The sequence below is a fragment of the Streptomyces vilmorinianum genome (genome assembly GCF_005517195.1).
Lineage (GTDB): Bacteria > Actinomycetota > Actinomycetes > Streptomycetales > Streptomycetaceae > Streptomyces > Streptomyces vilmorinianum.
In genome coordinates, this window is the sequence record NZ_CP040244.1 from 2292208 (window position 1) to 2318255 (window position 26048).

25 protein-coding genes are annotated in these 26048 nt (G+C 71.3%); 12 read left to right on the forward strand and 13 right to left on the reverse strand.

The window, feature by feature from the left end; genetic code table 11:
• Positions 1–2 precede the first annotated feature (2 nt).
• The 5 genes from FDM97_RS10700 to FDM97_RS10720 all read right to left on the reverse strand — a co-directional run bounded on the left by FDM97_RS10700 (position 3) and on the right by FDM97_RS10720 (position 3224).
• Positions 3–803: an SURF1 family cytochrome oxidase biogenesis protein gene (locus FDM97_RS10700; RefSeq protein ID WP_137990168.1), complete on the reverse strand. Its 801-nt coding sequence runs from the start codon at positions 801–803 to the stop codon at positions 3–5.
• A gap of 69 nt (positions 804–872) precedes the next feature.
• Positions 873–1106 carry a hypothetical protein gene (locus FDM97_RS10705; protein ID WP_137990169.1) on the reverse strand — a complete coding sequence of 78 codons (234 nt, stop codon included), beginning with the start codon at positions 1104–1106 and terminating at the stop codon, positions 873–875.
• Positions 1107–1160: 54 nt separating this feature from the next.
• Positions 1161–2135: a DEDDh family exonuclease gene (locus tag FDM97_RS10710; protein ID WP_137990170.1), complete on the reverse strand. Its 975-nt coding sequence runs from the start codon at positions 2133–2135 to the stop codon at positions 1161–1163.
• Between the two features lie 122 nt (positions 2136–2257).
• The gene (locus FDM97_RS10715) at positions 2258–2575 is read right to left on the reverse strand and encodes a hypothetical protein (RefSeq protein ID WP_137990171.1); all 318 of its coding nucleotides are present in this window, start codon (positions 2573–2575) and stop codon (positions 2258–2260) included.
• 4 nt (positions 2576–2579) lie between these two features.
• Positions 2580–3224: a TetR/AcrR family transcriptional regulator gene (locus FDM97_RS10720; RefSeq protein WP_137990172.1), complete on the reverse strand. Its 645-nt coding sequence runs from the start codon at positions 3222–3224 to the stop codon at positions 2580–2582.
• 97 nt (positions 3225–3321) lie between these two features.
• Here FDM97_RS10720 and FDM97_RS10725 point away from each other — a divergent pair, with 97 nt between their 5' ends.
• The 5 genes from FDM97_RS10725 to FDM97_RS10745 are packed head-to-tail and all read left to right on the forward strand — an operon-like array spanning position 3322 to position 8311.
• A complete protein-coding gene (locus FDM97_RS10725; RefSeq protein ID WP_137990173.1) occupies positions 3322–4131 on the forward strand; it encodes an acetoacetate decarboxylase family protein in 810 nt (269 codons plus the stop codon).
• A complete protein-coding gene (locus FDM97_RS10730) occupies positions 4131–5015 on the forward strand; it encodes an SDR family NAD(P)-dependent oxidoreductase (protein WP_137990174.1) in 885 nt (294 codons plus the stop codon). Before FDM97_RS10725 ends, FDM97_RS10730 begins: the two co-directional genes overlap by 1 nt.
• Positions 5016–5026: 11 nt before the next feature.
• On the forward strand, positions 5027–6319 hold the full coding sequence (locus FDM97_RS10735; RefSeq protein WP_137990175.1) for an amidohydrolase family protein: 1293 nt from the start codon (positions 5027–5029) through the stop codon (positions 6317–6319).
• The gene (locus FDM97_RS10740) at positions 6316–7572 is read left to right on the forward strand and encodes an amidohydrolase family protein (RefSeq protein ID WP_137990176.1); all 1257 of its coding nucleotides are present in this window, start codon (positions 6316–6318) and stop codon (positions 7570–7572) included. Before FDM97_RS10735 ends, FDM97_RS10740 begins: the two co-directional genes overlap by 4 nt.
• A 25-nt stretch (positions 7573–7597) precedes the next feature.
• Positions 7598–8311, forward strand: coding sequence for a VIT1/CCC1 transporter family protein (locus FDM97_RS10745; protein WP_137990177.1), 714 nt, complete (start codon positions 7598–7600; stop codon positions 8309–8311).
• Positions 8312–8327: 16 nt separating this feature from the next.
• On the opposite strand, the gene FDM97_RS10750 is transcribed toward FDM97_RS10745, so the two are convergent.
• Entirely contained in the window at positions 8328–11417 is a 3090-nt protein-coding gene (locus FDM97_RS10750) for an NACHT domain-containing protein (RefSeq protein ID WP_254705558.1), read from the reverse strand.
• Positions 11418–11567: 150 nt separating this feature from the next.
• Between FDM97_RS10750 and FDM97_RS10755 the strand changes: the two genes are divergently transcribed.
• Both FDM97_RS10755 and FDM97_RS10760 read left to right on the forward strand, forming a co-directional pair.
• Entirely contained in the window at positions 11568–12482 is a 915-nt protein-coding gene (locus FDM97_RS10755) for a sterol desaturase family protein (RefSeq protein WP_137990178.1), read from the forward strand.
• Positions 12479–13186, forward strand: coding sequence for a lysoplasmalogenase (locus FDM97_RS10760; protein WP_137990179.1), 708 nt, complete (start codon positions 12479–12481; stop codon positions 13184–13186). Before FDM97_RS10755 ends, FDM97_RS10760 begins: the two co-directional genes overlap by 4 nt.
• Here FDM97_RS10760 and FDM97_RS10765 read toward each other — a convergent pair.
• Together FDM97_RS10765 and FDM97_RS10770 are read right to left on the reverse strand one after the other, a co-directional pair.
• A complete protein-coding gene (locus FDM97_RS10765; protein WP_137990180.1) occupies positions 13176–14477 on the reverse strand; it encodes a CoA transferase in 1302 nt (433 codons plus the stop codon). The two genes, FDM97_RS10760 and FDM97_RS10765, sit on opposite strands and share 11 nt — an antisense overlap.
• A gap of 106 nt (positions 14478–14583) precedes the next feature.
• Positions 14584–16122 carry a S8 family peptidase gene (locus tag FDM97_RS10770; RefSeq protein ID WP_137990181.1) on the reverse strand — a complete coding sequence of 513 codons (1539 nt, stop codon included), beginning with the start codon at positions 16120–16122 and terminating at the stop codon, positions 14584–14586.
• 273 nt (positions 16123–16395) lie between these two features.
• Between FDM97_RS10770 and FDM97_RS10775 the strand changes: the two genes are divergently transcribed.
• The 3 genes from FDM97_RS10775 (at position 16396) to moaA (ending at position 19582) form a co-directional block, all read left to right on the forward strand.
• A complete protein-coding gene (locus FDM97_RS10775; RefSeq protein ID WP_137990182.1) occupies positions 16396–16806 on the forward strand; it encodes a DUF485 domain-containing protein in 411 nt (136 codons plus the stop codon).
• On the forward strand, positions 16803–18428 hold the full coding sequence (locus FDM97_RS10780; protein ID WP_137990183.1) for a solute symporter family protein: 1626 nt from the start codon (positions 16803–16805) through the stop codon (positions 18426–18428). Before FDM97_RS10775 ends, FDM97_RS10780 begins: the two co-directional genes overlap by 4 nt.
• Before the next feature lie 152 nt (positions 18429–18580).
• On the forward strand, positions 18581–19582 hold the full coding sequence (moaA, locus tag FDM97_RS10785; protein WP_137990184.1) for a GTP 3',8-cyclase MoaA: 1002 nt from the start codon (positions 18581–18583) through the stop codon (positions 19580–19582).
• Here the strand turns inward: moaA and FDM97_RS10790 are convergent.
• Together FDM97_RS10790 and FDM97_RS10795 are read right to left on the reverse strand one after the other, a co-directional pair.
• Positions 19565–19795: a hypothetical protein gene (locus FDM97_RS10790; protein ID WP_137990185.1), complete on the reverse strand. Its 231-nt coding sequence runs from the start codon at positions 19793–19795 to the stop codon at positions 19565–19567. The genes moaA and FDM97_RS10790 overlap by 18 nt on opposite strands.
• Positions 19796–19976: 181 nt before the next feature.
• Complete coding sequence (locus FDM97_RS10795; protein WP_137990186.1) at positions 19977–20321, reverse strand: DUF3099 domain-containing protein; 345 nt, start codon at positions 20319–20321, stop codon at positions 19977–19979.
• Positions 20322–20501: 180 nt separating this feature from the next.
• Between FDM97_RS10795 and FDM97_RS10800 the strand changes: the two genes are divergently transcribed.
• Entirely contained in the window at positions 20502–20777 is a 276-nt protein-coding gene (locus FDM97_RS10800) for a GlsB/YeaQ/YmgE family stress response membrane protein (protein ID WP_137990187.1), read from the forward strand.
• A 111-nt stretch (positions 20778–20888) separates the two neighbouring features.
• Here FDM97_RS10800 and tyrS read toward each other — a convergent pair whose 3' ends face one another.
• The 3 genes from tyrS to FDM97_RS10815 are packed head-to-tail and all read right to left on the reverse strand — an operon-like array spanning position 20889 to position 25127.
• Complete coding sequence (gene tyrS / locus FDM97_RS10805; protein WP_137990188.1) at positions 20889–22160, reverse strand: tyrosine--tRNA ligase; 1272 nt, start codon at positions 22158–22160, stop codon at positions 20889–20891.
• 58 nt (positions 22161–22218) lie between these two features.
• On the reverse strand, positions 22219–23610 hold the full coding sequence (locus FDM97_RS10810; RefSeq protein WP_137990189.1) for a metallopeptidase TldD-related protein: 1392 nt from the start codon (positions 23608–23610) through the stop codon (positions 22219–22221).
• On the reverse strand, positions 23607–25127 hold the full coding sequence (locus FDM97_RS10815) for a TldD/PmbA family protein (RefSeq protein ID WP_137994766.1): 1521 nt from the start codon (positions 25125–25127) through the stop codon (positions 23607–23609). Before FDM97_RS10815 ends, FDM97_RS10810 begins: the two co-directional genes overlap by 4 nt.
• 197 nt (positions 25128–25324) lie before the next feature.
• On the opposite strand from FDM97_RS10815, the gene fabG reads away from it, so the two are divergent.
• Positions 25325–26044, forward strand: a complete 720-nt coding sequence (fabG, locus tag FDM97_RS10820; RefSeq protein WP_137990190.1) for a 3-oxoacyl-[acyl-carrier-protein] reductase — start codon at positions 25325–25327, stop codon at positions 26042–26044.
• The last annotated feature ends 4 nt before the right edge of the window (positions 26045–26048 follow it).

The following is a 26048-nucleotide window of genomic DNA, read 5'->3' on the forward strand; positions in this document are numbered from 1 at the left end:
GCCTACAGCGCGGCGGGCTCGGGTTCGGGGGTTCCCGAGGCGGCGTCGGTACGGGCCGCGGCCTCCCGGTCGCGCTTCTCGCGGCGCACCAGGATCACCCAGCCGACCGGCACACCGGCCGTGAAGAGCCACCACTGCACGGCGTACGCCATGTGCGCGCCGATCGAGTCGTGGTCGGGCGCGGGGATCAGCTCGGGGGAGTCGCCGGCCGGTTCGGGCGCGGTCTGCTCGACGTAGCCGCCGAGCACCGCACGGCCGAGCAGCTCCGCCTGCTGGGCGCTGTTGATCAGCATCACCTGACGGTCCGGCAGCCCGCGCAGGTCCTTGATGCCGCTCGCGCCGGTCGTCTCGTCCGCCTTGAGGCGGCCGGTGACGGTCACCCGGCCCTTGGGGGCGGGCGGGACCACGGGGAACGCCTTCTGGTCGGGCGCGGCCGGGACCCAGCCGCGGTTGACCAGGACGACCCGGCCGTCCGCGAGGGCCAGCGGGGTCAGGACATGGAAGCCGACCCGGTCGTCGGCGGAGGTCCGGCGGCGGACGACGACCTCGTGCGCGGTGTCGAAGACGCCGGTGGCGGTGACCCGGCGCCAGTAGTCGGCGCGCGGGACGGTGTGACCGGGGGAGGTCAGCTCCTCGACGGCGACCGGCTTCGCCTTCAGGTTGTCCGCGATCAGGGCGTTCTGCGCGACACGGCGCTCGTGCCGGTGGAACTGCCAGAAGCCCAGCTCGATCATCGTCGGGACGAGGACGAGGGCGACGAGGGTGAGGATCACCCACTGCCGGGACAACAGGAAGCGGTACACCCCATGACGGTACAACCGGGGTCATGGGGTGCGCGCACGGGGGTTCCGGTCGCCCGGGGCGGGCCGGGCTCATACGTGGTCGACGATCCCCACCTTTCCCTCCGCGCGGGCGCAGTGGGCGCCGCAGTACCACGTGCCCTCGACCTCGACGCCCTGGCCGATGATCGAGACCCGGCAGTGCTCACAGATGGGCGCCATGCGGTGAATGGCGCAGGAGAAGCAGTCGAAGACGTGCACCGCGCCCTGCGCGTGCACTTCGAAGGACATGCCGTAATCGTTTCCGCAGACCTCACAACGTGCCATGCGCCACAGGGTGCGGCGTGCGCCGGGCGAAGCGCGGGCGGCACGCCCGGTGCGTCACCCGTCTGCAGGGGCCACGTCCCGCAGCAGCTGGGTGAAGGCCGCCTCGTCGACGATCGGCGTACCGAAGGACTTCGCCTTCACCGTCTTGGAGGTGGCGGCGTCCGGATCGTTCGTCACCAGCAGACTCGTCAGCCGGGAGACGCTGGAGGCGACATGGAGCCCCGCGTCGACCGTGCGGTCCTCCAGGAGCTCGCGATCGATGGAGGTGTCGCCCGAGAACGCCACCCGCATGCCCTGCTTGAGTGGTTTGTCCGCTTCGTAACGTCCGGGGTTCGGATACGGGCACGGGGGCCGCTTCCGCGAGGGGCGCCACCCGTTCGTGTGGTACGAGGCCTGGTAGCCGATCCGGGGAGCGGCGGGCGTGGACACCCACTCCGTCAGCGGCCGGCACTCCAGGAGCGGCAGCCGTACGTTCCGCTCCGCCGCCGCGTGCAGACTCGGCCGGAACGCCTCGGCCAGCACACGCGCGTCGTCCAGCGCGTTGTGCGCCCGCTGCTGCACGACACCGAAGTGCGCGGCCAGCGACTCCAGCTTGTGGTTGGGCAGCGGAAGCGACAGCTCCTTGGAGAGGGCGATGGTGCACAGCCGCTGCCGCACGGGCGCGGTGCGCTCGGCACGCGCGTACTCCCGGGCGATCATCGACCAGTCGAACAGCGCGTTGTGCGCCACGAGGACACGGCCGTCGAGCCGGGCGGAGAACTCGGCGGCGATCTCCGGGAAGAGCGGCGCGCCCTCCAGCACGTCACTGGTCAGACCGTGGATCCAGACCGGTCCCGGGTCCCGCTCCGGATTGACCAGCGTGTACCAGTGGTCCTCGACATTGCCCTGGGCGTCCAGCCGGTAGACGGCAGCCGACACTATCCGGTCGTCGCGGGCGAGTCCGGTGGTCTCCACGTCGACGACCGCGTACCCCTGTGGGTAGGCGGCCGGCCACGCTGCAGCTGTCGTACGGTCGTCGAGCATGGTCACTGAGAATACGGCCCGCTGCTGACAGTCCCGTCCCCGGTGTCCACTCGGGCGCGGGGATCCGGTCACGGATGTGACGCGTCGTCCCGCGCCCCACGGCCATGGCGAGGCGCCCGGAGGGCAGTTCACCGCCACGGTGGACGGTGCCCGTCGCCTTGTCCGGTGACGTCGCCGTCCAGGAGGACGAGGAAGGCGTCCCGGCCGAGCGCCGCGTCCGCCACCAGGGCCCGCGCCGCAGGACCTCGCCCCGGGGCAGCGGCTGCGTCGAGCCGCGGGGAACCGACACCAGGGCCTTGGCCGCGGCGCTGGGCGAGGAGCGTGAGCGCGGTGTCCGGGGTCCGTGCGGCCAGGGCGGTCTCGACGCGTCCCGACCAGGTGTGCGGCTCGAGGCGGAGGCCGTCGACCCGTACCGCGCCCAGGACCGCCCCACGCGCGCGTGCCACCGGATCAATCCGGCGATCCGGCACCCTCGCCACGGGGCGCCAACAGGCCGTCCACCAGGGCCCGTACAGAGGTGGTGAAGAGCCGGTCGGCGTCGACGGGGGCCGCCAGGGCGCGGGCGAGGGCGGGGTCGGCGCCGGCCGTCTCCGTCGCCCACAGATCCACCTCCGCGGGGGACTGGACCGGCGCCCGCTCGCGGTTGCGTTCCACCAGGACGTGGCCGACGACCTGGAACTGCACCGCGCGGACCACCTCCGCCGCCCGTGCGCCGCGCAGGCCGGCCGCGTGGACCTCGCGCACGAGCGCGCGCTGGGCCGGCAGGAACATCCGCTCGGTGAGGCCCCGTTCGTGGACCATCGCCACCAGGTGCGGGCGCTCGCGCAGTTCACGGCGGAGCGCGCGGGCCACGGAGACGATCCGCGCGGCCGGGGTGCGGCCATGGGGCGTGATCGCGGCGAGATCGTCGACGGTCCGCTCCACCAGCGCGTCGAGGAGGGACTCCCGGTTGCCGACGTGCCAGTAGATCGAGGTCACCGCCGTGCCGAGCTCGGCGGCGAGCTTGCGCATCGTGAGCGCGTCCGGACCGTGCTGCTTCACCAGAGCGGCGGCGGTGTCCAGAACCTCCTCGCGGGTGAGTGCGGTGCGCGCCATCCGTCCCCCCAACTCTCTTGCGTGCACGGCTCTTTACCCTTCATCGGTGCCGGTGTAACTGTGTTACAGGCCGACGGTCCCTGAAGGGTGGTACGTCATGGCACGTGTACGGTACGGGGCGCGCACCGACGCCGAGATCGCGGCGGCCCGCGCCAAGAGCAGCAAGCTTCCCGACATCTGGTCCACCGGAGTGGTCGCCGTCTGGGAGACCGATCCGGACGTGGTCGCGGCGGTCCTGCCGCCCCCGCTGAAACCCACCGAGAGGCCTCTCGTCCGGGCCAACATCTCCCAGGTCGACCTGCCCGGCTATCCACTCGGCGCCGGCTCGGTCGCCGTCGCCGCCGCCCACGGCGAGCAGGAGGGCTGGTATCCGCTCGTCATGCCGATGACCCACGAGCGGGCCCTCGTCGGCGGCCGCGAGGTCTTCGGCGAACCGAAGAAGCTCGGCGAGGTCGCCGTCGAACGCGACGGACTCGTCGTCCGCGCCTCGCTCGCCCGCCACGGCATCGCCTTCGTCGAGGTGCGCGGCGCGGTCTCCGGCCCGCTGCCCCTGCCCGAACCCGCCGAGAAGACCGACTTCTACTTCAAGTTCCTGCCGGGCGTGGACGGCACCGGCTTCGACGCCGACCCCGTCCTCGTCCACTGCGTCCGGAACGAGAAGGTCAGGAAGCTGGAGCAGGTCACCGGCGACATCGTCCTGCGCGAGTCCATGTACGACCCCGTCGCCGACCTCCCCGTACGCCGGATCGTCGAGATCACCCTCGGCGAGAAGACCACCGACCAGAAGGGCCGGGTCGTGGAACGGGTGAGCGCGCAGGCCCTCCTGCCGTACATCCACCAGCGCTACGACGACCCGCAGCAGATCCTGGACTTGCCCCCGGAGGGATCGGCAGGGGGGAGGGGCTGATGGAGCTGCGCGAAGGACAGGTCGCCGTCGTCACCGGCGCGGGCAGCGGCATCGGGCTCGCCATGGCCCGCCGCTTCGCCGCCGAGGGGCTCGCCGTCGTCCTCGGCGACGTGGAGGAGGCCGCGCTCGCCAAGGCCGCCGCCGAGCTGATGGAGGACGGGGCCCAGATCCTCGCCCGTACCGTCGACGTCAGCGACGCCGGGTCTGTACGGGCCTTCGCGGACGCCGCGTACGACACGTTCGGCGCCGTCCATGTCCTGTGCAACAACGCCGGCGTCGGCTCCGGCGCCGAGGGCCGCATGTGGGAGCACGAGCCCAACGACTGGAAGTGGGCCTTCTCCGTCAACGTCTGGGGCGTCTTCCACGGCATCCAGGCCTTCGTCCCGCGCATGATCGCGGGCGGCGAGCCCGGCCACGTCGTCAACACCTCCTCCGGCGACGGCGGGATCGCCCCGCTGCCCACCGCCTCCGTCTACGCGGTCACCAAGGCGGCGGTCGTCACCATGACCGAGTCGCTCTACGCGCACCTGAAGGCCGAGCACGCACGCGTGGGGGCGTCCGTGCTCTTCCCCGGCCCGCACATGCTGCGCACCGGACTGTGGGAGTCGCACCGCAACCGGCCCGAGCGGTACGCCAAGGAGCGCCCGCGCAGGACCCCGTACCGCAGCCTCGACCAGTGGGAGGCGGCGATGAAGGCCGCCGGGCACGAGGTCGCCTTCACCCCCGTCGAGGAGGTCGCCGAGCACGTCGTCGACGGCATCCGCGCCGACCGGTTCTGGATGCTCCCCGAGAGCGAGCACAGCGACCGTCAGATCAGGGCGCGCTCGCAGTCGATGCTCGACCGCGCCAACCCGTCCTATCTGGAGAACTTCATCCTCGACTGAGGGGCGTGACCATGAGCCACGAGGACCCGTATCTGATCATCTCCTCCGACTGCCACGCCGGTCTGCCCACCGAGCGGTACCGGCCCTATCTCGACTCCCGCTTCCACCGCGCCTTCGACGAGTTCCTCGCCGGGCGCGACGCCCGCCGCGAGGCCATGACCCGGCTCGGCGTGCGCAACGAGGACTTCGCGAACAAGTGGTTCAGCGACAACGAGGAAGGACTGCGGGGCGGCTGGGACGCGGCCCAGCGGCTCAAGGAGCTCGACGGTGACGGGGTGGCCGCCGAGGTCGTCTTCCCCGACGCGGACGCCGTCGACAGCCAGACCGCCGCGCCCTTCGGCGTCGGCCTCGGGCTCTCCGGCGACCAGGACCCGGAGCTCGGCATGGCGGGCGCGCAGGCGCACAACCGCTGGCTGGCCGAGTTCGTCGGCGGGAACGCCGAAAACGCTGCACGGCACTGCGGGGTGGCGCTGCTGCCGATCACGGCCGAACCGTCGAAGGTCGTCGCCGAGATCCACCGGGCCAAGGAGTCCGGGCTCGGGGCCCTGATGATCCCCTCGATGTGGGTGGACCGGGCGCCGTACCACGACCGGCGCTACGACCCGGTCTGGGCGGCCGCCGCCGAGGCCGGGATGCCGCTGGTCACCCACTCGGGAGCGGCGCCGCGCGAGGAGTACGGCGACCACCTCGGCATCTACGTCAGCGAGGTGACCTGGTGGCCGGCCAGGCCGCTGTGGTTCCTGCTCTGGTCCGGGGTCTTCGAGCGGCACCCCGGGCTGAGGTTCGGCGTCGCGGAGTCCGGCTGCTGGTGGCTGCCGAACCTGCTCTGGTTCATGGACCGGCTCTACCTCGGCGCGCACGGCGGCAAGAAGCTCTCCCCGTTCGCGGAGCTCAAGCGCCCGCCGAGCGAGTACCTGGACCGCCAGGTCTTCGTCTGCGCCACCAACACCAAGCGGCGCGAGCTGGCCCAGCGGTACGAGATCGGCGTCGACAACATCCTGTGGGGCTCCGACTTCCCGCACCCGGAGGGGACCTGGCCCAACACGCGCGCGTGGCTGCGGAACACGTTCCACGACATCCCGGTCGCGGAGACGCGGCGGATGCTGGGCCTGGCGGCGGCGGAGGTCTTCGGCTTCGACACCGGGAAGCTGGCACCGATCGCCCGCCGGATCGGCCCGACCCCCGCCGATCTCGGCCAGTCGCCCGACCAGGCGGCGGTGGAGGCGTCCTGGGCACGCTCGCGCGAGGTCGGCCGCCACTGGCTGACGGAGCACGACTTCCCCGCGCTGGGGGTCACGCCATGACGGACCGCTACACGGTGATCTCGGCGGACTGCCACGCAGGCGCGGACCTGCTCGACTACAAGCCGTACCTGGAGAAGAAGCACCACGACGCCTTCGACGCCTGGGCCGCCGGGTACGTCAACCCCTACGAGGACCTGCTGGCCGACACCGCCGACCGGAACTGGAACTCGCGGCGCCGGCTGCGCGAGCTGGAGGCGGACGGGATCGTCGCGGAGGTCGTCTTCCCCAACACCATCCCGCCGTTCTTCCCCTCGGCCTCGCTGATGGCCCCGGCACCGACGCGCGAGGAGTTCGAGCAGCGCTGGGCGGGACTGCGCGCGCACAACCGCTGGCTGGCCGACTTCTGCGCGGACGCGCCCGGCCGCAGGGCGGGCGTGGCGCAGATCCTCCTCAACGACGTCGACGAGGCGGTACGGGAGATCCGCCGTACCAAGGAGGCGGGTCTCACCGGCGGCATCCTGCTGCCCGGCGCCCCGCCCGGCAGCGGAATCCCGGAGCTGTACTCGCGGACGTACGACCCGATCTGGGCGGTCTGCGCGGAGCTGGACGTCCCGGTCAACCACCACGGCGGCTCCGCCTCGCCGCCGCTCGGCGACGAACCGGCGGCCCGCGCGGTCTTCATGGTGGAGACGACCTGGTTCTCGCACCGGGCGCTGTGGCACCTGGTGTTCGGCGGCGCCTTCCACCGCCACCCGGCCCTGAAGCTCGTCCTGACCGAACAGGGCTCGGGCTGGATCCCGGGGGTCATGGAGATGCTGGACTACTACCACGCGCGCCTGGTCGCCGCGGCCTCCCGCGCCTCCCGGGCTGCCGGGAGCGCCGCCACCGCCGCCACCGCCGAGTCCAAGTTCGGCGCGGGTCTCGCGCAGTCCATGGGCAAGGGCCCCAGCGAGGTGTGGCGTGACAACTGCTTCGTCGGCGCGAGCTTCATGCGCCCGCACGAGGTGCCGCTGCGCGACCGGATCGGCCTCGACAAGATCATGTGGGGCAGCGACTACCCGCACGACGAGGGCACGACGCCGTACTCCCGCGAAGGCCTCCGCATCGCCTACGCGGGGCTGCCGAGAGAGGAGGTCGCGGCGATGGCCGGCGGGAACGCGGCCCGCGTCTACGGCTTCGACCTGCCGTTCCTGGACTCCCTGGCGGCCGTGCACGGCCCCACCGTCGAGGAGATCGCCGAGCCCCTGAAGGAGATCCCGGCCGCCGCCACCAGCCCCGCCTTCGCCCCGGGCGGGTCGGTCCGCGTCTGGTGACGGACCGGGTGAGACCCTCCCGGTTGTGACTGATGCCCCTGTCCACGACGAAGCCCACGGCGGAGGTCTCGGCGTCCGTCTCAACTGGCTCCGGGCCGCGGTGCTCGGAGCCAACGACGGAATCGTCTCCACCGCGGGCCTCGTCGTCGGCGTCGCCGGCGTGACCCGGTCCCAGGCCGCGCTCCTGACCGCGGGCCTTGCGGGCCTGCTCGCCGGCTCGATGTCGATGGCGGCGGGGGAGTACGTCTCGGTCTCCACGCAGCGCGACTCGGAGAAGGCGGCCCTGGCGGTGGAGCGGCGCGAGCTGCGCGAGCAGCCGGAGGCGGAACTGGCCGAGCTGACCGGCCTGTTGTCGGACCGCGGCCTCTCCCCGGAGGTCGCCCGCGAGGCCGCCGAACAACTCACCGAGCGCGACGCGCTGCGCGCCCACGCGCGCGTGGAGCTGGGCATCGACCCCGACGCCCTCACCAACCCCTGGCACGCCGCCGGCGCCAGCTTCCTCGCCTTCACGGCCGGCGCCCTGCTGCCGCTCCTCGCGATGGTCCTCCCACCCGCGTCCGCCCGCCTCTGGGTCACGGTCGTCTCCGTCCTGTCCGCCCTCGCCGTCACCGGCTGGTGGAGCGCCCACCTGGGCGCGGCCCCACCGGCCCGAGCGGTGCTGCGCAACATGGGGGGCGGGGCGGTGGCGATGGCGGTGACGTACGGGGCGGGGTCCCTGCTGGGGGCGGCGGGGGTCTAGGGGTTGTCTCGGCGACTCACCGGATCACGAGTTGCTCAGGCCGAAAGAGGTCCGCGCCCACCACGGGCGTGTGGTTGCTCTCCAACTCGATCGTGAGACCCGGGAGGTCTGCCAGAGGGGACAGGTCGAGAGGCTCCGGGGAGGAGCACTCCGCCAGCATCAGCCGGGTGAGTACGGGCAGGTCCTTCAACGGCTCCAACGTGCCGTCGATGCGCGAGCGCCTGATCTCCAGCTCCTGAAGGCCGGCGAGCCCACTGACACTGCCGAGTGAGAGGGCGGCCTGGCCGTTCACCTGAAGGTCCCGCAGCGCGGTCATCGAGCGCAGCCGCTCCAGGTAGGCGCCCTGCCGGTCGCCGGACACGGTGAGGCATTCCAGCTCTGGCCATCTCTCGATGCCGTCGAGTCCGAACCTGCGCGTTCTCTTGTACAGACCGAAATGGGTGATGCCGGTCCCCAACGGGAGCTCTCCGACGGTGTCGAAGGGCAGAGGGCAGTCGAGGTTCACATGGGTGAGACCCGCCATACGGGCGAGGGGAGCCAATGTCGCCCGGGGGTTCTTGTCGTAGAGGAAGAACCGCTTGAGGTCCAGGTCGAGGAGAGGCGTCAGATCCGTGATGCCGCCGCAGCTGTCCAACCCGAGCATGGAGAGCGACGTGAGCCGGGTGACAGTGGTGAGGTCGGTCAGGGCGGAGTTGGCGGATACGTAGAGCCAACTGAGGCGGGTCAGTGTCCGGAGGGGACCCGGGAGCACGTGGTTTCCGTGGAGATGGAGCCAGCGAGTGTGCGGCAGCCGGCCCAGTGCCTCGAACTGCTCGTCAGAGCGCACGCGGAGGTAGACGTACGGCAAGGGGGTGTCCCGCAGGACGATGTCGGCGTACTCGTCGGTCCTGAACGCCCCCCAGGCCCGGGACAGCGCGTCGCCCACGAGCCGGCGCTCGTCGCCACGCCAGCGGGCCAGATACGCGAGCGCTCCGTCCCCGCCGATCAGTTCCGCGGTCTTGATCGATGCGACGGCCGGAGCTTCCTGCTGGAGCTCAGGCCCCGGAAGAAGTTCGAGCGCCAGTTCGCCCACCTTGGCCAGTTCGGCCGCCTGCTCCGGGGAGCGCGGCGGGACCAGCTCCGCCGTGCGGGCGCGGACATCGTCCCGTACCACCGGGTCCAGCTCCGGCGCCTGCTCCAGGCACGCCGCCGCCAGCAGCACCAGCCGGTGCCGCAGCTTCGGTGCCCGGTCCGCGCGGCGCAGCAGGTGCCTCAGGAGCCGCGCCCGTTCCTCCACGCGCGCGTGGCCCACCGCCATCTGGACGACGTCGTCCCAGGTGTCGTCGTGCGCGTTCCTCACCAGGACGCCGAAGTCCCGCGCCTCCACCGCCGCCTTCGCGCCCAGGTAGTCGAGGAACGTCCGGTGGACGAAGTCCACCGTCCCGGGGGCCGGTTCGCGCAGCAGGCCGCTGCGGATGAGCAGATGCGCGAAGACCTGCCGCGCCGTCCCCCGCACCTGCGGCATCGCGGTCAGCCACTCCGCGACCATCTCCTCCGCCTCGGCGCGGTCGGCCTGGACCTGCCCGTTGCGGATCAGCCAGTACGCCAGCCTCTGCAGCAGCGCCGTCTGCTCCTCGCGCGTGAGGTCGACGCCCTCGACCCCGCAGATATCCCGCTCCGTGTCCCGCCGCACCAGCAGCATGTCGAGCGCCGCGTCGTACAGCTCCTTGCGCGCCCTGGGGAGCTGCATCCGCCGGTCGCGGTTGAGGGCGCAGAGCAGCGCGCACATCAGCGGGTTGGTCGCGAGCCGCCCCAGGTCGCGGCGGGTGTTCACCGCCTGGCGCAGGGTCTTCTCGTAGGTGTCGAGCACCTCGTCGGCGGGGTCCTCGGCGCGGGCCGCCTCGTGCCAGTGGGCGATGAAGGCGCGGATGCCGTCCCGGTCCATGGGCAGCAGCGAGTGGGCCGTGAAGCCCTGCCGGGCCAGCCATTCCTCCGGGACCGCCGACGGCCGCGTCGTCACCACGTACCGGCCCGCCGGGAAGGCCGCGATCAGGTGCTTCAGCCAGGTCTCCGTCCGCTGCCGGAGCCGTACCGGAACCTCGTCCACGCCGTCCACCAGGACCAGGGCCCGGCCGCCGGAGAGCAGCTGTTCCGTCCAGCCCGGCGGCGGTGTGAGCGGAACCCCGGTCGCCCTCAGGAACTCCTCCGGCGTCGGCAGCGCGTCCGCCGAGGTGAAGGCGCGCAGGCGCAGGACGAACGGCACACACCGGTTCCAGTCGGCGAGCTCGCCGGTGAAGGACCGCCGGGCCGCGTTCAGGGCGAGCCACTGCACCAGCGTGCTCTTGCCCGAGCCGGCCGGGCCCCGCAGCAGCAGCCGGTCCGAGGTCGTGAGCGCCGTCTCGGCGGTCACGGTCGCCGGTCCCGCGTGCGGGAGGCCATGGGCGGCGGCCTCCCGATCCCCGCTCACCGCCAGACTGATGTACGCCGTGTCCAGCGGCCACTCCCGCGCCGACCGCCCCAGCGTCAGCCCGAACAGCTCGACCCGCCCGTGCGTCGCCGCCACGAACCGCGCGTACCGCTCCTCGAAGGCCAGCGCCTCCGCCTCCGGCCGGGGGCGGCCGGCCGCCAGGGTCTCCACCGCGTCCCGGGTCCGTCCGGCCACGCGCGCGTGCTCCACCGCCGCCCGCGCCGCGAACGAGGGCTCCGCCGTCAGCTGCTCGACGACGTGCGCGCAGCACAGGCCGAGCAGGTCGTCGTAGAGATCCAGCGTCCGGTCGGCGAGGGCCGCGTCCGGCGCGCGCAGCTCGTCCCGCAGCCGCTCCGGGGCGAGGTCCACCGCGAAGAGCCGCGCCGCGTCGATCGGACCCGCCGCCAGCGCCGCCGCGAACGTGTCCCGTACGCCGTCGACCGCCGCCAGGCGCTCGTTCTGCGCCAGGGAGGCGTACCGCTCCGACGTCAGCCGTGAGCCCAGCACCTTCGCCAGACGGTCGGGGCTCGCCGGCCGGGGGAGCGGGCGTACGGGGGCGGGTACGAGCCCGGCTCCCTTCCGCGGAGCCACCGCGGTCCGCACGACCGCGCCCAGCACCGTCCCCGCCAGTCGCAGCAGCGCAACATCCAGACCCTGCAACGGAGTTCCTCCCCCAGTGAGCGCCGTCACGGCGATCGTACGCCGCCCGCCCTTGTCGGAAGGTGCCAAAGCTTGCTGACAAGCCGTCTCGCATACTTGTTGGTAACAACGTCTAGCCGCGCCCCGACCTCCGCCTCTACCGTCATCGGCATGCCGAACCTGCCCGATGTCGTGCTCTGGTCCATACCGGCTTTCGTCCTGCTCACCGTCCTGGAGATGGTCAGCTACCGGCTCCATCCCGACGAGGACGCCGCCGGGTACGAGGCCAAGGACGCCGCCACCAGCCTCGGCATGGGGATCGGCAGTCTCGCCTTCGACTTCCTCTGGAAGATCCCGGTCGTCGCGATCTACACCGCGGTCTACGAGCTGACCCCGCTCCGCGTCCCCGTCCTGTGGTGGACGATCCCGCTGATGCTGCTCGCCCAGGACTTCTTCTACTACTGGCAGCACCGCGGGCACCACGTCATCCGCATCCTGTGGGCCTGCCACGTCGTCCACCACAGCAGCCGGAAGTTCAACCTCACCACCGCCCTGCGCCAGCCCTGGACCAGCCTCACCTCCTGGCCGTTCTACCTGCCGATGATCGCCCTCGGCGTGCACCCGGCCGCCGTCGCGTTCTGCTACTCGATCAACCTCGTGTACCAGTTCTGGATCCACACCGAGCGCATCGACAAGCTGCCCCGCCCCTTCGAGTACGTCCTCAACACGCCCTCCCACCACCGCGTCCACCACGCCTCCCAGGGCGGTTACCTGGACCGGAACTTCGGCGGGATCCTGATCGTCTGGGACCGGATGTTCGGGTCCTGGGTCGGGGAGACCGACAAGCCCGTCTTCGGACTCACCAAGAACATCGCCACCTACAACCCGCTGCGCGTCGCCACCCACGAGTACGTGGCCATCGCCCGTGACCTGCGGGCCGCCACGAGCTGGCGCGAGCGCGCAGGGCGGGTCTTCAGGGGGCCGGGCTGGCAGCCGGGCCCTGATCCGCGGAAGAACCCCGACACCGGTCCCGACACCGAACCCGGTACCGCCACCGGTCCCGCCGCGCCGGAGCCCGCCGCGTGAGCGCGCGCACCGAGGGCGTCGCCGCCCCGGCCGACGCCACCGCGCCCCGTACGCTCTCGCGCGCGCTCCTCGCCGCCTTCGCGCTCGCCTCCGCCGTCGACCTGATCTCCCTCCTCGCCGGCGCCGAGCTCGGCCACCAGATCGCCAAGCCGCTGCTGATGCCGCTGCTCGCCGCGTACGCCGCCACCTGCTCCGCGCCCCGGACGCTGATCGCCGCCCTGCTCTTCGGCTGGGGCGGGGACGTCTTCCTGCTCTCCGACGCCGACTGGGCGTTCCTCGTCGGCATGGGCTCCTTCGCCGCCGGACACGTCTGCTACCTGGTGCTCTTCGGCCGCAGGCGTACGCGGGTCCTCCTCGGGCTCGCGTACGGTGTCGCGCTCGTCGGCACCGTCGCCGCGCTCTGGGGCGACCTGCCCGCCGAGCTGCGCCTCCCCGTCGCCGGGTACTCGCTGCTGCTGACCGCCATGGCCTACCGGGCAAGCTCCCTCGGGCTCCTGGCCGGCCTCGGCGGCGCGCTGTTCCTGCTCTCCGACACGCTCATCGCGACCGGGGTCGCCCACTGGCCCCAGCTGCCCGCCCCCGATTTCTGGGTCATGCTGACCTACATCGCCGCCCAGTACCTTCTGGCCCTCGGCGTCCTGAGAGCGATGCACGGCGAACGTCGTACGAGCGACCGACTGACGGCAAGCACCGTCACGCCGTGAGCCACGCGGGGTCGTCCCCGCCCTGCAGGCCCGGCGGGCGCGACCAGCCCGTCGGGCCTCCCTCGTACGAGACCGGCGACAGCGCGTGCCGCAGCCGCCCCAACGGGCCGTCCGTCTCGGTCAGATACCGCTCCGGCGCGTAGCGGGGGAGCGTGTGCGTCAGCCAGTGCCCCGTCTGCGCCAGCGCCAGGCGTACGAGACGGGTGCCGCCGTCCCGGTCCTGCTCGGTCAGGGAGCGCAGCACGGCCGCCGCCAGCAGATAGCCCGTGCCGTGGTCCAGGGCCTGCGCCGGCAGTACGCCCGGCTTCTCCTCGGAACCCTCGGTCACGGCGATGCCGGTCGCCGCCTGCACCAGGCTGTCGAAGCCGCGCCGCTCGCCCCAGGGGCCGTGGTCGCCCCATGCCGAGAGCCGCGCGATCACCAGACCGGGCCGGTGGAGGCCGAAGCGGTCAAGCGCGCCGGGGCGGTAGCTGGTGACCAGCACGTCGGCCGCGTCCACCAGCTCGTCGAACGTGCGACGGTCCGAAGGGCGGTCCAGATCGAGCGCGGCCGTCCGCTTGCCGATGTCCGTGTCCGCGTGCTGGTCGGGCAGTTCGGGGTTCCCGGGCGGATCGATGCGCAGCACGTCCGCCCCGAGCAGCGCGAGCGTCCGGGTCGCGACCGGACCCGCGATGACCCGGGTGAGGTCGAGCACCCGCAGCGGACCCGAACGCCGTCTCGGGGGCGCCTCGTCCAGCCGCTCGCGCGTCAGCAGCGGCCGCTTCGCCACCTCCCGGCCGTGCTCGGACGCCGCCCACCGCTCCGGCGTGCGTACGGCGACGGCCAGGCCCCCCGCCGCGTACACGGCCGTCTCCAGCTCCTCGGCGCCCCGCTGCCCGATCGCCGCCCTGACGGCCTCAGGCGACTCCTCCCGCACCTCCAGCGCGCGCAGCAGCGCCGCCCGGTGGTGCGGGTAGTTGGCGTGGGTACGGATCCAGCCGTCGGCGGCGCGGAAGAAGCCGGACAGCGGCGCGAACGTCACCGGCGCCCGCCCGTCCACACGGAGGTGACGCTCGCTCACGAAGGCCGTGGCGACCGCCCCGTCGTCCACCCGGACCCGTCCCGGCAGCCTCTCCCGCTCCACCGCGGCGAGCCCGGCGACCGCGACCGTCGCCCGCGCCAGGTCCATCACCGGCAGCCGGGCGGACAGCAGCCCGGAGGGCCCGCCGTAGGAAACCCGGTCGACCAGGGCGGGATCGCCGTCCAGAACCGCCCACAACTGCTCTGTGGCACTGCGCACGTCGGTGTCCATGCACGCATGATGGCACTCGGTGCCATGCGAAAGGGCCCTGGTGTGGCGCACCCCACCAGGGCCCTTCCTCTCACCGTTCTACGGCCTTACGCACGCACACACACGCTCAGCGGCGCACGGCGTCCAGCGCGTCGACCATTCCGGCCCCGTAGAAGCCGTTCTTGTTCACGCCACCCTCGCAGACCGCGTCGACGACACCGTCGCCGTTGATGTCGTACGGGTTGGTGCAGGCGCGGTCGTCGGCCTGCGCGTAGAGCAGGGCCTTGAGCGCCGCCGGGCTCGCGTACGGGTGCGTCGACTTCAGCAGCGCGAGCACACCGGCGGCGTGCGGCGAGGCCATCGACGTACCGGCCTTGTAGTTGTAGCCGCCGTTGACCGTGGTCGACAGGATGCGGCCGTTGACCGCCGGAGCGTCCGGGGTCTGGTACTCGGTGCGGTCACCGCCGGGCGCGGCGATGTCGATGACACCGTCACCGTAGTTCGAGTACGAGGCCTTCAGGTCCTTGGCGCCCGTGGCGGAGACCGTGACCACGCCCGGCAGCATGGCCGGGTAGTCGAAGCACTCCTTCGGGTTGATGATCCGGGTGACCGGCTCGGTGTCGTTCGGGCTGGTGACGTCCTCGATCTCGTCCGCCGCCAGGTCCATCCGCGAGTTGCCGGCCGCGGCGACGTTGACCGTGCCCTTGCGCTCGGCGTAGCGGGTGGCGCGGGTGACGGCCTCGATGAGGGCCTTCTGGTCCGCGTCGTTCTTGCACGCGAACAGCCACGGGTCGGTGTAGTAGCTGTTGTTCGTGATGTCGACGCCGTGCTCGGCCGCCCACACGAAGCCACAGACGACGGCCTCGGTGTAGAAGAAGCCGTCCGGGGTGGACACCTTGATGCCCGAGACCTTCACGCCCGGCGCGACACCGGTGATGCCGACGCCGTTCTTGGCAGCGGCGATGGTGCCGGCGACGTGCGTGCCGTGGTCGCTCTCGCCCGGGTTCGGACGCCACGAGCCGGGGGTGGTGTCCGGCGCGCCGGTCACGCAGTTGGCCGAGGCCGCGGCGTCGAAGTTCGGCGCCAGGTCCGGGTGGGTGTCGTCGACGCCCGTGTCGATGACGCCGACCGTCACCTTGCTGCTGCCCAGCGTCTTCATGTGGGCCTTGTCCGCCTTGATGGCTGGCAGGTCCCACTGCAGGGGCTCCAACGGGTCCTGCCCGTCGGTGGCGCCGGCCGCGGCGGCCGTGGCCTCGGCCGCGGTGAGCGCCTGGCCGCCCTCGCCGACAGACGTGTCGGTCTGGACGGAGAGCGGGGCGGTGCGCGTCGAGCCGGCCGACACCACACCGCGGGCCTGACGGATCGTCTTCGCGAACTCGGGGTTCTGCGAGTGGACGACAATCACGCCGATCTGGTCATAGGAGATGACCACTGTGCCACCGGCCGCGGCTATCGCCTTCTTCACCGACGCGGCCGTCCAGCGGCCACCCTCGATGTTCACGACGTACGACAGCTTGGGGCCGTCCGTCGAGACGGCGGTCGTCGCCGGGGTGTCGCTCAGTTCCGCGGCGGATGCGCCGGTCGGAAGGAAGCCGAGCGAGGCCGTGAGCGCGAGACCGGCAGGCAGAGCAAGTACTCTGCCGCGTCTCGATCCCAGATGAGCCATGGGTTCTCCACATCATCCGTATGTACTGCCCGCACACCGGTTGTGCGCGGGCAGGTGCATGACGAGTGAAGCTATCGCTGATCTTCCCGGCCGTTCAATGAGTTGAGAGGACGAGATGAGGATTCAGGGGAAGAAAATCGTCGGCGGTGAACCGCGTCGCCTCGCCCTCCGTGCCGTTGTGCAGGGGAGGAGCTCCTTCCGGAGCCCGTTTCCCCCACCCCCAGTGAGGCCCTTATGTCCATGCCCACCGCACCCGCGCCCCGAGGAGAATCCGTGGCCACCGAAGCACCGCCGCCGCCCCAGGGCGGCACGGACGTCCACATCGGCCCCGCCCAGCCCACGACCGAGGCGTTCGTCGAGGTGCAGGAGAGTGCGGAATTCGGCGAACTGCGCCGCACGTACCGCTCCTTCGCCTTCCCCCTGACGATCGCCTTCATCGCCTGGTACCTGCTGTACGTGCTGCTCTCCAACTACGCGGGCGGCTTCATGGGGACCAGGCTCTTCGGCAACATCAACGTGGCGCTCGTCCTCGGCCTCGGCCAGTTCGCCACCACGTTCCTCATCGCCTGGCTCTACTCGCGGCACGCGGCCGACCGCCTCGACCCGAAGGCCGAGGCCATCAAGTCCCGTATGGACCGCACGGCAGGCACGGACCGCACGGAAGGCATGGAGGCCGACGCGTGAGCAGCACTCTTCTTCTCGCGGCGGGGAACGCGACCAGCGAGCACCGGCCGCTGATCATCGCCCTCTTCGGCGCCTTCGTCGTCGCCACGCTCTTCATCACCGTCTGGGCCGGCCGCCAGACCAAGAGCGCCGCCGACTTCTACGCGGGCGGCCGCCAGTTCACCGGCTTCCAGAACGGCCTCGCGATCTCCGGCGACTACATGTCCGCCGCGTCCTTCCTCGGTATCGCGGGCGCCATCGCGCTCTTCGGCTACGACGGCTTCCTGTACTCGATCGGCTTCCTCGTCGCCTGGCTGGTCGCCCTGCTCCTGGTCGCCGAACCGCTGCGCAACTCCGGCCGGTTCACCATGGGTGACGTCCTCGCGTACCGGATGCGCCAGCGCCCGGTCCGTACCGCCGCCGGCACCTCCACCATCGTCGTCTCGATCTTCTACCTGCTCGCCCAGATGGCCGGCGCAGGTGTGCTCGTCTCGCTGCTCCTCGGCATCACCAGCGACGGCGGCAAGGTCGCCATCGTCGCCCTGGTCGGCGTGCTGATGATCGTGTACGTCACCATCGGCGGCATGAAGGGCACCACCTGGGTGCAGATGGTCAAGGCCGTGCTGCTCATCGCGGGCACGCTCCTGATCACCTTCCTCATCCTGATGAAGTTCAACTTCAACCTCTCCGACCTGCTCGGCGCCGCCGCCACCAACAGCGGCAAGGGCCAGGCCTTCCTGGAGCCCGGCCTCAAGTACGGGGCCACCGGCATCTCGAAGCTGGACTTCATCTCGCTCGGCATCGCGCTCGTCCTCGGCACGGCCGGCCTGCCGCACATCCTGATCCGCTTCTACACGGTGCCGACCGCCAAGGCCGCCCGTAAGTCGGTCAACTGGGCCATCGGCATCATCGGTGGCTTCTACCTGATGACGATCGTCCTCGGCTTCGGCGCCGCGGCCCTGCTGAAGAACAGCGACATCATCGCCTCGAACAAGGCGGGCAACACCGCCGCCCCGCTCGCGGCCCTGGAGATCGGCGGCGGCGCCGACTCCACCGGCGGCGCGATCCTGCTCGCGGTGATCTCCGCCGTCGCCTTCGCCACCATCCTCGCGGTGGTCGCCGGACTGACCCTGGCCTCGTCGTCCTCCTTCGCGCACGACATCTACGCCAACGTCATCAAGCGCGGGAAGGCCACGGAGAAGGAGGAGGTCCGCGCCGCCCGCTGGGCGACCGTCCTCATCGGTGTCGTCTCGATCGCGCTCGGCGCGCTCGCCCGCGACCTCAACGTCGCCGGCCTGGTCGCCCTCGCGTTCGCCGTGGCCGCCTCCGCCAACCTGCCGACGATCCTCTACAGCCTCTTCTGGAAGCGGTTCACCACCCAGGGCGCGCTGTGGTCGATCTACGGCGGCCTGATCTCCGCGGTCGTGCTCGTGCTGTTCTCGCCGGTGGTCTCCGGCAAGCCCACCTCGATGTTCAAGAGCGTGGACTTCTACTGGTTCCCGCTGGAGAACCCCGGCATCGTCTCGATCCCGCTGGGCTTCCTGCTCGGCTGGCTCGGCACGATCCTCTCCAAGGAGGAGCCGGACAAGGGCAAGTACGCGGAGCTCGAGGTCAAGTCCCTCACCGGTGTCGGAGCGCACTGAACCGCCCACCCTCCGCAACCACCGAGCGGCCGCGTCGTAGAGTCCTACGACGCGGCCGCGTCCGTCCTCGTTCCAATCGGCCCCTGCTGGTTGTCGGTGGTCTCGCGTAGGCTCGCTGTAGAAACCGCCGAACGACGGGGAGGGGGCCCACAGTGCTCATCGACACCTACGGCCGTGTGGCCACTGACCTGCGTGTTTCGCTCACGGACCGGTGCAATCTGCGGTGTACGTACTGTATGCCGGAAGAGGGCCTGCAGTGGCTGGCCAAGCCCGACCTGCTGACCGACGACGAGATCGTCCGGCTGGTACGGATCGCCGTCACCGACCTCGGCGTCACCGAGGTCCGCTTCACCGGCGGCGAGCCCCTCCTGCGCCCCGGTCTGGTCGGCATCGTCGAGCGCTGCGCCGCCCTGGAGCCCCGCCCCAAGATGTCGCTGACCACCAACGGCATCGGACTCAAGCGCACGGCCGCCGCGCTGAAGGCCGCCGGCCTGGACCGGGTCAACGTCTCCCTCGACACGCTGCGGCCCGAGGTCTTCAAGACCCTGACACGCCGCGACCGCCACCACGACGTGCTCGACGGGATGGCCGCCGCCCGCGAGGCCGGCCTCACCCCCGTCAAAGTCAACGCGGTCCTGATGCCCGGGCTCAACGACGACGAGGCCCCGGACCTGCTGGCCTGGGCGGTGGAGAACGAGTACGAGCTCCGCTTCATCGAGCAGATGCCGCTCGACGCCCAGCACGGCTGGAAGCGCGAGGGCATGATCACCGCAGGGGACATCCTGCAGTCGCTGCGCACCCGCTTCACCCTGACCGCCGAAGGCGCGGACGAGCGCGGCTCGGCGCCGGCCGAGCGCTGGGTCGTGGACGGCGGACCGCACACGGTCGGCGTCATCGCCTCCGTCACCCGCCCGTTCTGCCGGGCCTGCGACCGCACCCGGCTCACCGCCGACGGCCAGGTGCGCACCTGCCTGTTCGCCACCGAGGAGACCGACCTGCGGGCGGCGCTGCGCGCGGCGGAGCCGAGCGACGCGTCCGATGCCGAGATCGCCCGGATCTGGAAGCTGGCGATGTGGGGCAAGAAGGCCGGTTCGGGTCTGGACGACCCGAGCTTCCTTCAGCCGGAGCGCCCGATGTCAGCGATCGGCGGCTGAGTCCCCGGCCGACTCCCACTCCGCGAGCGGTACGACGTCCTTGAGGAAGCCCCGTACACCCAGGAACTGGGAGAGGTGCTCGCGGTGCTCCTCGCAGGCGAGCCAGGTCTTGCGGCGCTCGGGCGTGTGCAGCTTGGGGTTGTTCCAGGCCAGCACCCACACGGCGTCGGCGCGGCAGCCCTTGGCGGAACAGATCGGGGTCTCGTCACTCACCTGATCATTGTCCAGCAATGGCGATGCCGAGCAGCCACGGGGGGAGCTGCCCGGCATCGGTCCGTCGCTCCGACGGGGGATGCGGAGCGCGTAGGAAGTATGTCACGGGGAATGGGGTGCAGTGCACCGGAACTTCATGATTGATCTGAGCTTTTCTTGAGCTTATCGACCGCCACGGTGATCAACTCTGACCGTACGAACGTTCCGTACGCGCCTCCGGCGTGGCGTCCCCGGCAGGGAGCTCCGGACGGGTCGGTGCCGGAACGAATGTGGAGGGGAGGGACGGCGCTTTCTCCCGGCCCGCGTTGGCGATGACCACGGCGATATAGGGGAGCAGTCCGCCGAGCACCAGAGCCACGATGGCCACATGCCGCTCGACGTTCCACAGGAGGACCGCGGCGATGACGGACAGCGTCCGCACCACCATCGAGATCACGTACCGCCGCTCCCGGCCGCGCACATCGTCGGACAGGCCCTGACGGGCCTCGGTGATTCGGAAAACCTCTGTCCCGCCATGCTTCCGCATCGCATTCCACCACCAGCGTCCACGCCGGACTCTCCCCGGTCCGGATCTCATTCCACGGTACGCCCGACATGTGAGAGCGACGAGACCGGGGCCCGTATGGCGCCGTCCGACATGCGCCGTATGGCGGATGAGCCGAGACTGGGCCCACATGCGCAGATTGCGCCGCATGAGGAGGCGACCATGAGTTGGCTGTGGGCAATCATCGTGGGCTTTGTGCTCGGCCTGATCGCGAAAGCGATCATTCCGGGAAAACAACAGATCCCGCTGTGGCTGACGACCGTCTTCGGCATTATCGGCAGTGTTCTCGGTAATTCCGTCGCGTCCTGGATCGGGGTCGAGGACACCAGGGGTATCGACTGGACACGCCACCTGCTCCAGCTCATCGGCGCGGTCGCCGTGGTGGGCGTGGGCGACATGCTCTGGGCCTCGATCAGGGGCGGCAAGCAGCGTGCCTGACGCCGCACGTATGACATGCACGTATGACATGGCGGAGGCCCGGTGCACGCTCCATGCGTGCACCGGGCCTCCGCCATGTCGGGCCCCGGGGGTCCGGGTCGGGCCGGAGGGTCAGCCCTCGGCGCCGACCTCGATCGCGGCCAGGTTCTTCTTGCCCCGGCGCAGCACCAGCCAGCGGCCGTGCAGCAGCTCGTCCGCCGACACCTCGGCGTCCTCGGCGGTGACCTTCACGTTGTTCACGTACGCCCCGCCCTCCTTCACCGTCCGGCGCGCCGCCGACTTGCTCGGAGCCAGACCGACCTCGGTGAACAGGTCCACGACCTGCCCGAGCTCGGCCACGCGCGCGTGCGGCAGCTCGGAGAGCGCCGCCGCCAGGGTGGCCTCGTCCAGCTCGCCCAGGTCGCCCTGCCCGAACAGCGCCTTCGAGGCGTCGATGACGGCCTGGCACTGATCGGCGCCGTGCACCAGCGTCGTCAGCTCCTCGGCGAGCGCCCGCTGAGCCGTACGGGCCTGCGGCCGCTCGGCGGTGAGCTGCTCCAGCTCCTCCAGCTCCGCACGGGACCTGAAGGACAGGATCCGCATGTACGTGGAGATGTCACGGTCGTCCACGTTCAGCCAGAACTGGTAGAACGCGTACGGCGTCGTCATCTCCGGGTCCAGCCAGACGGCTCCGCCCTCGGTCTTGCCGAACTTGGTGCCGTCCGCCTTGACCATCAGCGGGGTCGCCAGCGCGTGGACCTGCGCCCCCGGCTCCAGCTTGTGGATCAGGTCGAGGCCCGCCACCAGGTTGCCCCACTGGTCCGAACCGCCCTGCTGCAGCGTGCAGCCGTAGCGCCGGTACAGCTCCAGGAAGTCCATGCCCTGCAGCAGCTGGTAGCTGAACTCGGTGTAGCTGATGCCCTGCTCGGACTCCAGGCGCCGGGCGACGGAGTCCTTGGTCAGCATCTTGTTGACCCGGAAGTGCTTGCCGATGTCCCGCAGGAACTCGATCGCGGACATGCCCGCGGTCCAGTCCAGGTTGTTCACCATGACCGCCGCGTTCTCCCCCTCGAAGGAGAGGAACGGCTCGATCTGCGTCCGCAGCCGGTTCACCCAGTTCGCGACCGTCTCGGGGTCGTTCAGGGTGCGCTCGGCGGTCGGCCGGGGGTCGCCGATCTGGCCGGTGGCCCCGCCGACCAGCGCCAGCGGCCGGTGACCGGCCTGCTGGAGCCGGCGGACGGTGAGCACCTGGACCAGGTGACCGACGTGGAGACTGGCCGCGGTCGGGTCGAAACCGCAATAGAAGGTGACGGGACCGTCCGCGAGAGCCTTGCGCAATGCGTCCTCGTCAGTGGACTGGGCGAACAGCCCGCGCCACTTCAGCTCCTCGACGATGTCCGTCACGTCGTCCGTCTCCTCGTGATGCGTAAGGGAAATAGTTGTCCCGGTCAGTCTATGGGGGTCAGACACCCTTGCTGACCGAGCTCATGTTGAAGTCCGGCACCCGCAGCGCCGGCATCGCGGCCCTGGTGAACCAGTCGCTCCACTCGCGCGGCAGCGTCTTCTCGGTCCGCCCCGCCTCCGAGGCCCGCGACAGCAGGTCCACCGGCGACTCGTTGAACCGGAAGTTGTTCACCTCGCCGACCACCTCGCCGTTCTCGACGAGGTAGACACCGTCGCGGGTCAACCCGGTCAGCAGCAGCGTCGCCGGGTCCACCTCGCGGATGTACCAGAGGCAGGTCAGCAGCAGGCCGCGCTCCGTGGAGGCCACCATCTCCTCCAGCGACCGCTCGCCGCCGCCGTCCAGGACCAGGTTCCCGGCCCCCGGCGCCACGGGCAGGCGAGTGAGCGCCGCGGTGTGCCGGGTGGTGACCAGGTGCTCCAGCTTCCCCTCCCGTACCCAGTCCGTCGGCGCCAGCGGCAGGCCGTTGTCGAAGACGGAGGAGTCGTCGCCCGAGGAGTGCGCGATCACGAACGGCGCGGACTCCAGGCCCGGCTCGTTCGGGTCGCTGCGCAGGGTCAGCGGCAGCGGGGAGAGCGTCTCGCCGAGGCGGGTCCCGCCGCCGGGCTTGGAGAAGACCGTGCGGCCCTCCACCGCGTCCCGGGCCGCCGAGGACCACAGCTGGTAGATCAGCAGGTCGGCCACCGCGGTCGGCGGCAGCAGCGTCTCGTACCGCCCGGCGGGCAGCTCGATCCTGCGCTCCGCCCAGCCCAGCCGCCGCGCCAGATCGGCGTCGAGCGCGCCCGGGTCGACGTCCTTGAAGTCCCGCGTGGAGCGCCCGGCCCACGCGGACCGGGAGCGGTCGGGGGACTTGGCGTTGAGCTCCAGCGTGCCGTTGGGCTGGTCGTGACGCAGCCGCAGCCCCGTCGACGTACCGAGGTAGGTGGAGGTCAGCTCGTGGTTGGCGAAGCCGTACAGCTCGCGGCCTCCGGCGCGGGCGCGGGCGAAGGCCTCGCCGAGCGCGGGCGCGAAGTCCGCGAAGACGGCGGACGTGGTCTCGGCCGGCGCGTCGGTGAAGTCGGGGGAGGCGTCCACGCCCTCGACCAGCGGCTGGGCGTCCTCGGCGGGCCCCGCGGCCCGTGCGGCGGCCTCCGCGGCCCGCACCAGCGGCTCCAGGTCGTCGACGGTCACCGCGGAGCGCGAGACGACACCGGACGCGGTGCCCTGGCCGCCGTCCACCGTCGCGATGACGGTGAGGGTCCGGCCGCGGGTGACGCCGTTGGTGGTCAGCGCGTTCCCGGCCCAGCGCAGATTGGCGGAGGACTCCTCGTCGGCGATGACGACACACCCGTCCGCCCGGGACAGCTCAAGCGCCCGCTCGACGATCTCGTACGGCTTGCTGACGGGGCTCATCGACCGGCCTCCTGCGTCGTGTTGAGGATGTTGACGCCCCGGAAGAGGGCGGAGGGGCAGCCGTGGGAGACCGCCGCGACCTGGCCCGGCTGGGCCTTGCCGCAGTTGAACGCGCCGCCCAGGACGTACGTCTGCGGCCCGCCGACCTTCTCCATCGAGCCCCAGAAGTCGGTCGTCGTCGCCTGGTACGCGACGTCCCGCAGCTGCCCGGCCAGCTTGCCGTTCTCGATGCGGAAGAAGCGCTGCCCGGTGAACTGGAAGTTGTAGCGCTGCATGTCGATCGACCACGAGCGGTCGCCGACCACGTAGATACCGCGCTCCACGCCCCCGATCAGGTCCTCCGTGGAGAGCCCGCCCGGGTCGGGCTGGAGCGAGACGTTCGCCATCCGCTGCACCGGCACATGCGCAGGGGAGTCGGCGAAGGCGCAGCCGTTCGACCGGCCGAGCCCCGTGAGCTTCGCGATCCGCCGGTCCAGCTGGTAGCCGACGAGCGTGCCGTCCTTCACCAGGTCCCAGCTCTGCGCCTCGACGCCCTCGTCGTCGTACCCGATCGTCGCGAGGCCGTGCTCGGCGGTGCGGTCCCCGGTCACGTTCATGATCGAGGAGCCGTACGCCAGCTTCCCCAGCTGGTCGAACGTGGCGAACGACGTGCCCGCGTACGCCGCCTCGTAGCCGAGCGCCCGGTCCAGCTCGGTGGCGTGGCCGATCGACTCGTGGATCGTCAGCCAGAGGTTCGACGGGTCGACGACCAGGTCGTACGCCCCCGCGTCCACGCTCGGCGCCCGCATCTTCTCGGCGAGCAGCTCCGGGATCTGCTCCAGCTCCGCGTCCCAGTCCCAGCCCGTGCCGGTCAGGTACTCCCAGCCCCGCCCGACCGGCGGCGCGATCGTCCGCATCGAGTCGAACTCGCCGGTCGTCTCGTCGACGGCGACCGCGGTGAGCTGCGGGTGCAGCCGGACCCGCTGCTGGGTGGTGACGGTGCCCGCCGTGTCCGCGTAGAACTTGTTCTCCTGGACGGTCATCAGCGACGCGTCCACGTGCGCCACGCCCTCCGCCCGCAGCAGCCGCTCGCTCCAGTCGGCGAGGAGCGCGCTCTTGTCGGCGCCGGGGATGTCGAAGGGGTTGATCTCGTACGAGGAGATCCAGGTCTTCTCCGCGTGCACCGGCTCGTCGGCCAGCTCCACGCGCTCGTCGGAACCCGCCGCCGCGATCACCTTCGCGGACAGCTTGGCCATGGCGACGGCCTGCGAGGCGACGCGCGCGGCGCCGTCCATGGTCAGATCGACCCCGGAGGCGAAGCCCCAGGCCCCGCCGTGCACCACCCGCACCGCGTACCCGAGGTCCGTGGTGTCCGAGGAGCCCGAGGGTTTGCCGTCCCGCAGGCGCCACGCGGCGCTGCGCACCCGCTCCAGGCGGAAGTCGGCATGCGCGGAGCCGAGGGCACGCGCGCGTGCGAGCGCCGCGTCGGCGAGCGCCCGCAGCGGCAGCGCCGTGAAGGCTGCGTCGAGGGAATGGATGCCAGATGGCACAGCTGTCTCCTGTCGTGTGAGACCGGTCGTCCCCGATCATGTCGCGCTTTCGGCCGCCACGCCCAGAGCTTTATGTAGGGACCCGACAGTGACATCCGTACGCCACTGTCAGGGGTCGATTCCCCGGGGAGGGGCGTGGACCGATAGGTTTTCGGTATTCAGACCGCTATCGAAAGGGTGATCCGTTGAGCCGCTCGGTTCTCGTCACCGGAGGCAACCGGGGCATCGGCCTCGCCATCGCCCGCGCGTTCGCCGAGGCCGGCGACAAGGTCGCGATCACGTACCGCTCCGGTGAGCCGCCGGCCGCCCTGACCGATCTGGGCTGCCTCGCCGTCAAGTGCGACATCACCGACGCCGAGCAGGTGGAGCAGGCGTACAAGGAGATCGAGGAGAAGCACGGTCCCGTGGAGGTCCTGGTGGCGAACGCCGGGGTCACCAAGGACCAGCTCCTGATGCGGATGAGCGAGGAGGACTTCACCTCCGTCCTCGACACCAACCTGACCGGCACCTTCCGGGTCGTCAAGCGCGCCAATCGCGGCATGCTGCGGGCCAAGAAGGGCCGCGTCGTCCTGATCTCCTCGGTCGTCGGCCTCCTCGGCTCGGCCGGGCAGGCGAACTACGCCGCCTCCAAGGCCGGCCTGGTGGGCTTCGCCCGCTCCCTCGCGCGTGAGCTCGGCTCCCGCAACATCACCTTCAACGTCGTCGCCCCTGGCTTTGTCGACACCGACATGACCAAGGTGCTCACGGACGAGCAGCGCGCGGGCATCGTGTCCCAGGTGCCGCTGGGCCGCTACGCGCAGCCGGAGGAGATCGCCGCCACGGTGAAGTTCCTCGCCTCCGACGACGCCTCGTACATCACTGGAGCCGTCATCCCGGTTGACGGCGGATTGGGCATGGGTCACTGATCAC

Bases quoted from the DNA above. Each gene is read 5' to 3' on its own strand.
- FDM97_RS10770 (WP_137990181.1), bottom strand. From the start codon at position 16,122: ATGGCTCATCTGGGATCGAGACGCGGCAGAGTACTTGCTCTGCCTGCC.
- FDM97_RS10765 (WP_137990180.1), bottom strand. From the start codon at position 14,477: ATGGACACCGACGTGCGCAGTGCCACAGAGCAGTTGTGGGCGGTTCTG.
- FDM97_RS10735 (WP_137990175.1), top strand. From the start codon at position 5,027: ATGAGCCACGAGGACCCGTATCTGATCATCTCCTCCGACTGCCACGCC.
- FDM97_RS10720 (WP_137990172.1), bottom strand. From the start codon at position 3,224: ATGGCGCGCACCGCACTCACCCGCGAGGAGGTTCTGGACACCGCCGCC.
- FDM97_RS10705 (WP_137990169.1), bottom strand. From the start codon at position 1,106: ATGGCACGTTGTGAGGTCTGCGGAAACGATTACGGCATGTCCTTCGAA.
- FDM97_RS10755 (WP_137990178.1), top strand. From the start codon at position 11,568: ATGCCGAACCTGCCCGATGTCGTGCTCTGGTCCATACCGGCTTTCGTC.
- FDM97_RS10740 (WP_137990176.1), top strand. From the start codon at position 6,316: ATGACGGACCGCTACACGGTGATCTCGGCGGACTGCCACGCAGGCGCG.
- FDM97_RS10725 (WP_137990173.1), top strand. From the start codon at position 3,322: ATGGCACGTGTACGGTACGGGGCGCGCACCGACGCCGAGATCGCGGCG.
- FDM97_RS10730 (WP_137990174.1), top strand. From the start codon at position 4,131: ATGGAGCTGCGCGAAGGACAGGTCGCCGTCGTCACCGGCGCGGGCAGC.
- FDM97_RS10800 (WP_137990187.1), top strand. From the start codon at position 20,502: ATGAGTTGGCTGTGGGCAATCATCGTGGGCTTTGTGCTCGGCCTGATC.
- FDM97_RS10810 (WP_137990189.1), bottom strand. From the start codon at position 23,610: ATGAGCCCCGTCAGCAAGCCGTACGAGATCGTCGAGCGGGCGCTTGAG.
- FDM97_RS10795 (WP_137990186.1), bottom strand. From the start codon at position 20,321: ATGCGGAAGCATGGCGGGACAGAGGTTTTCCGAATCACCGAGGCCCGT.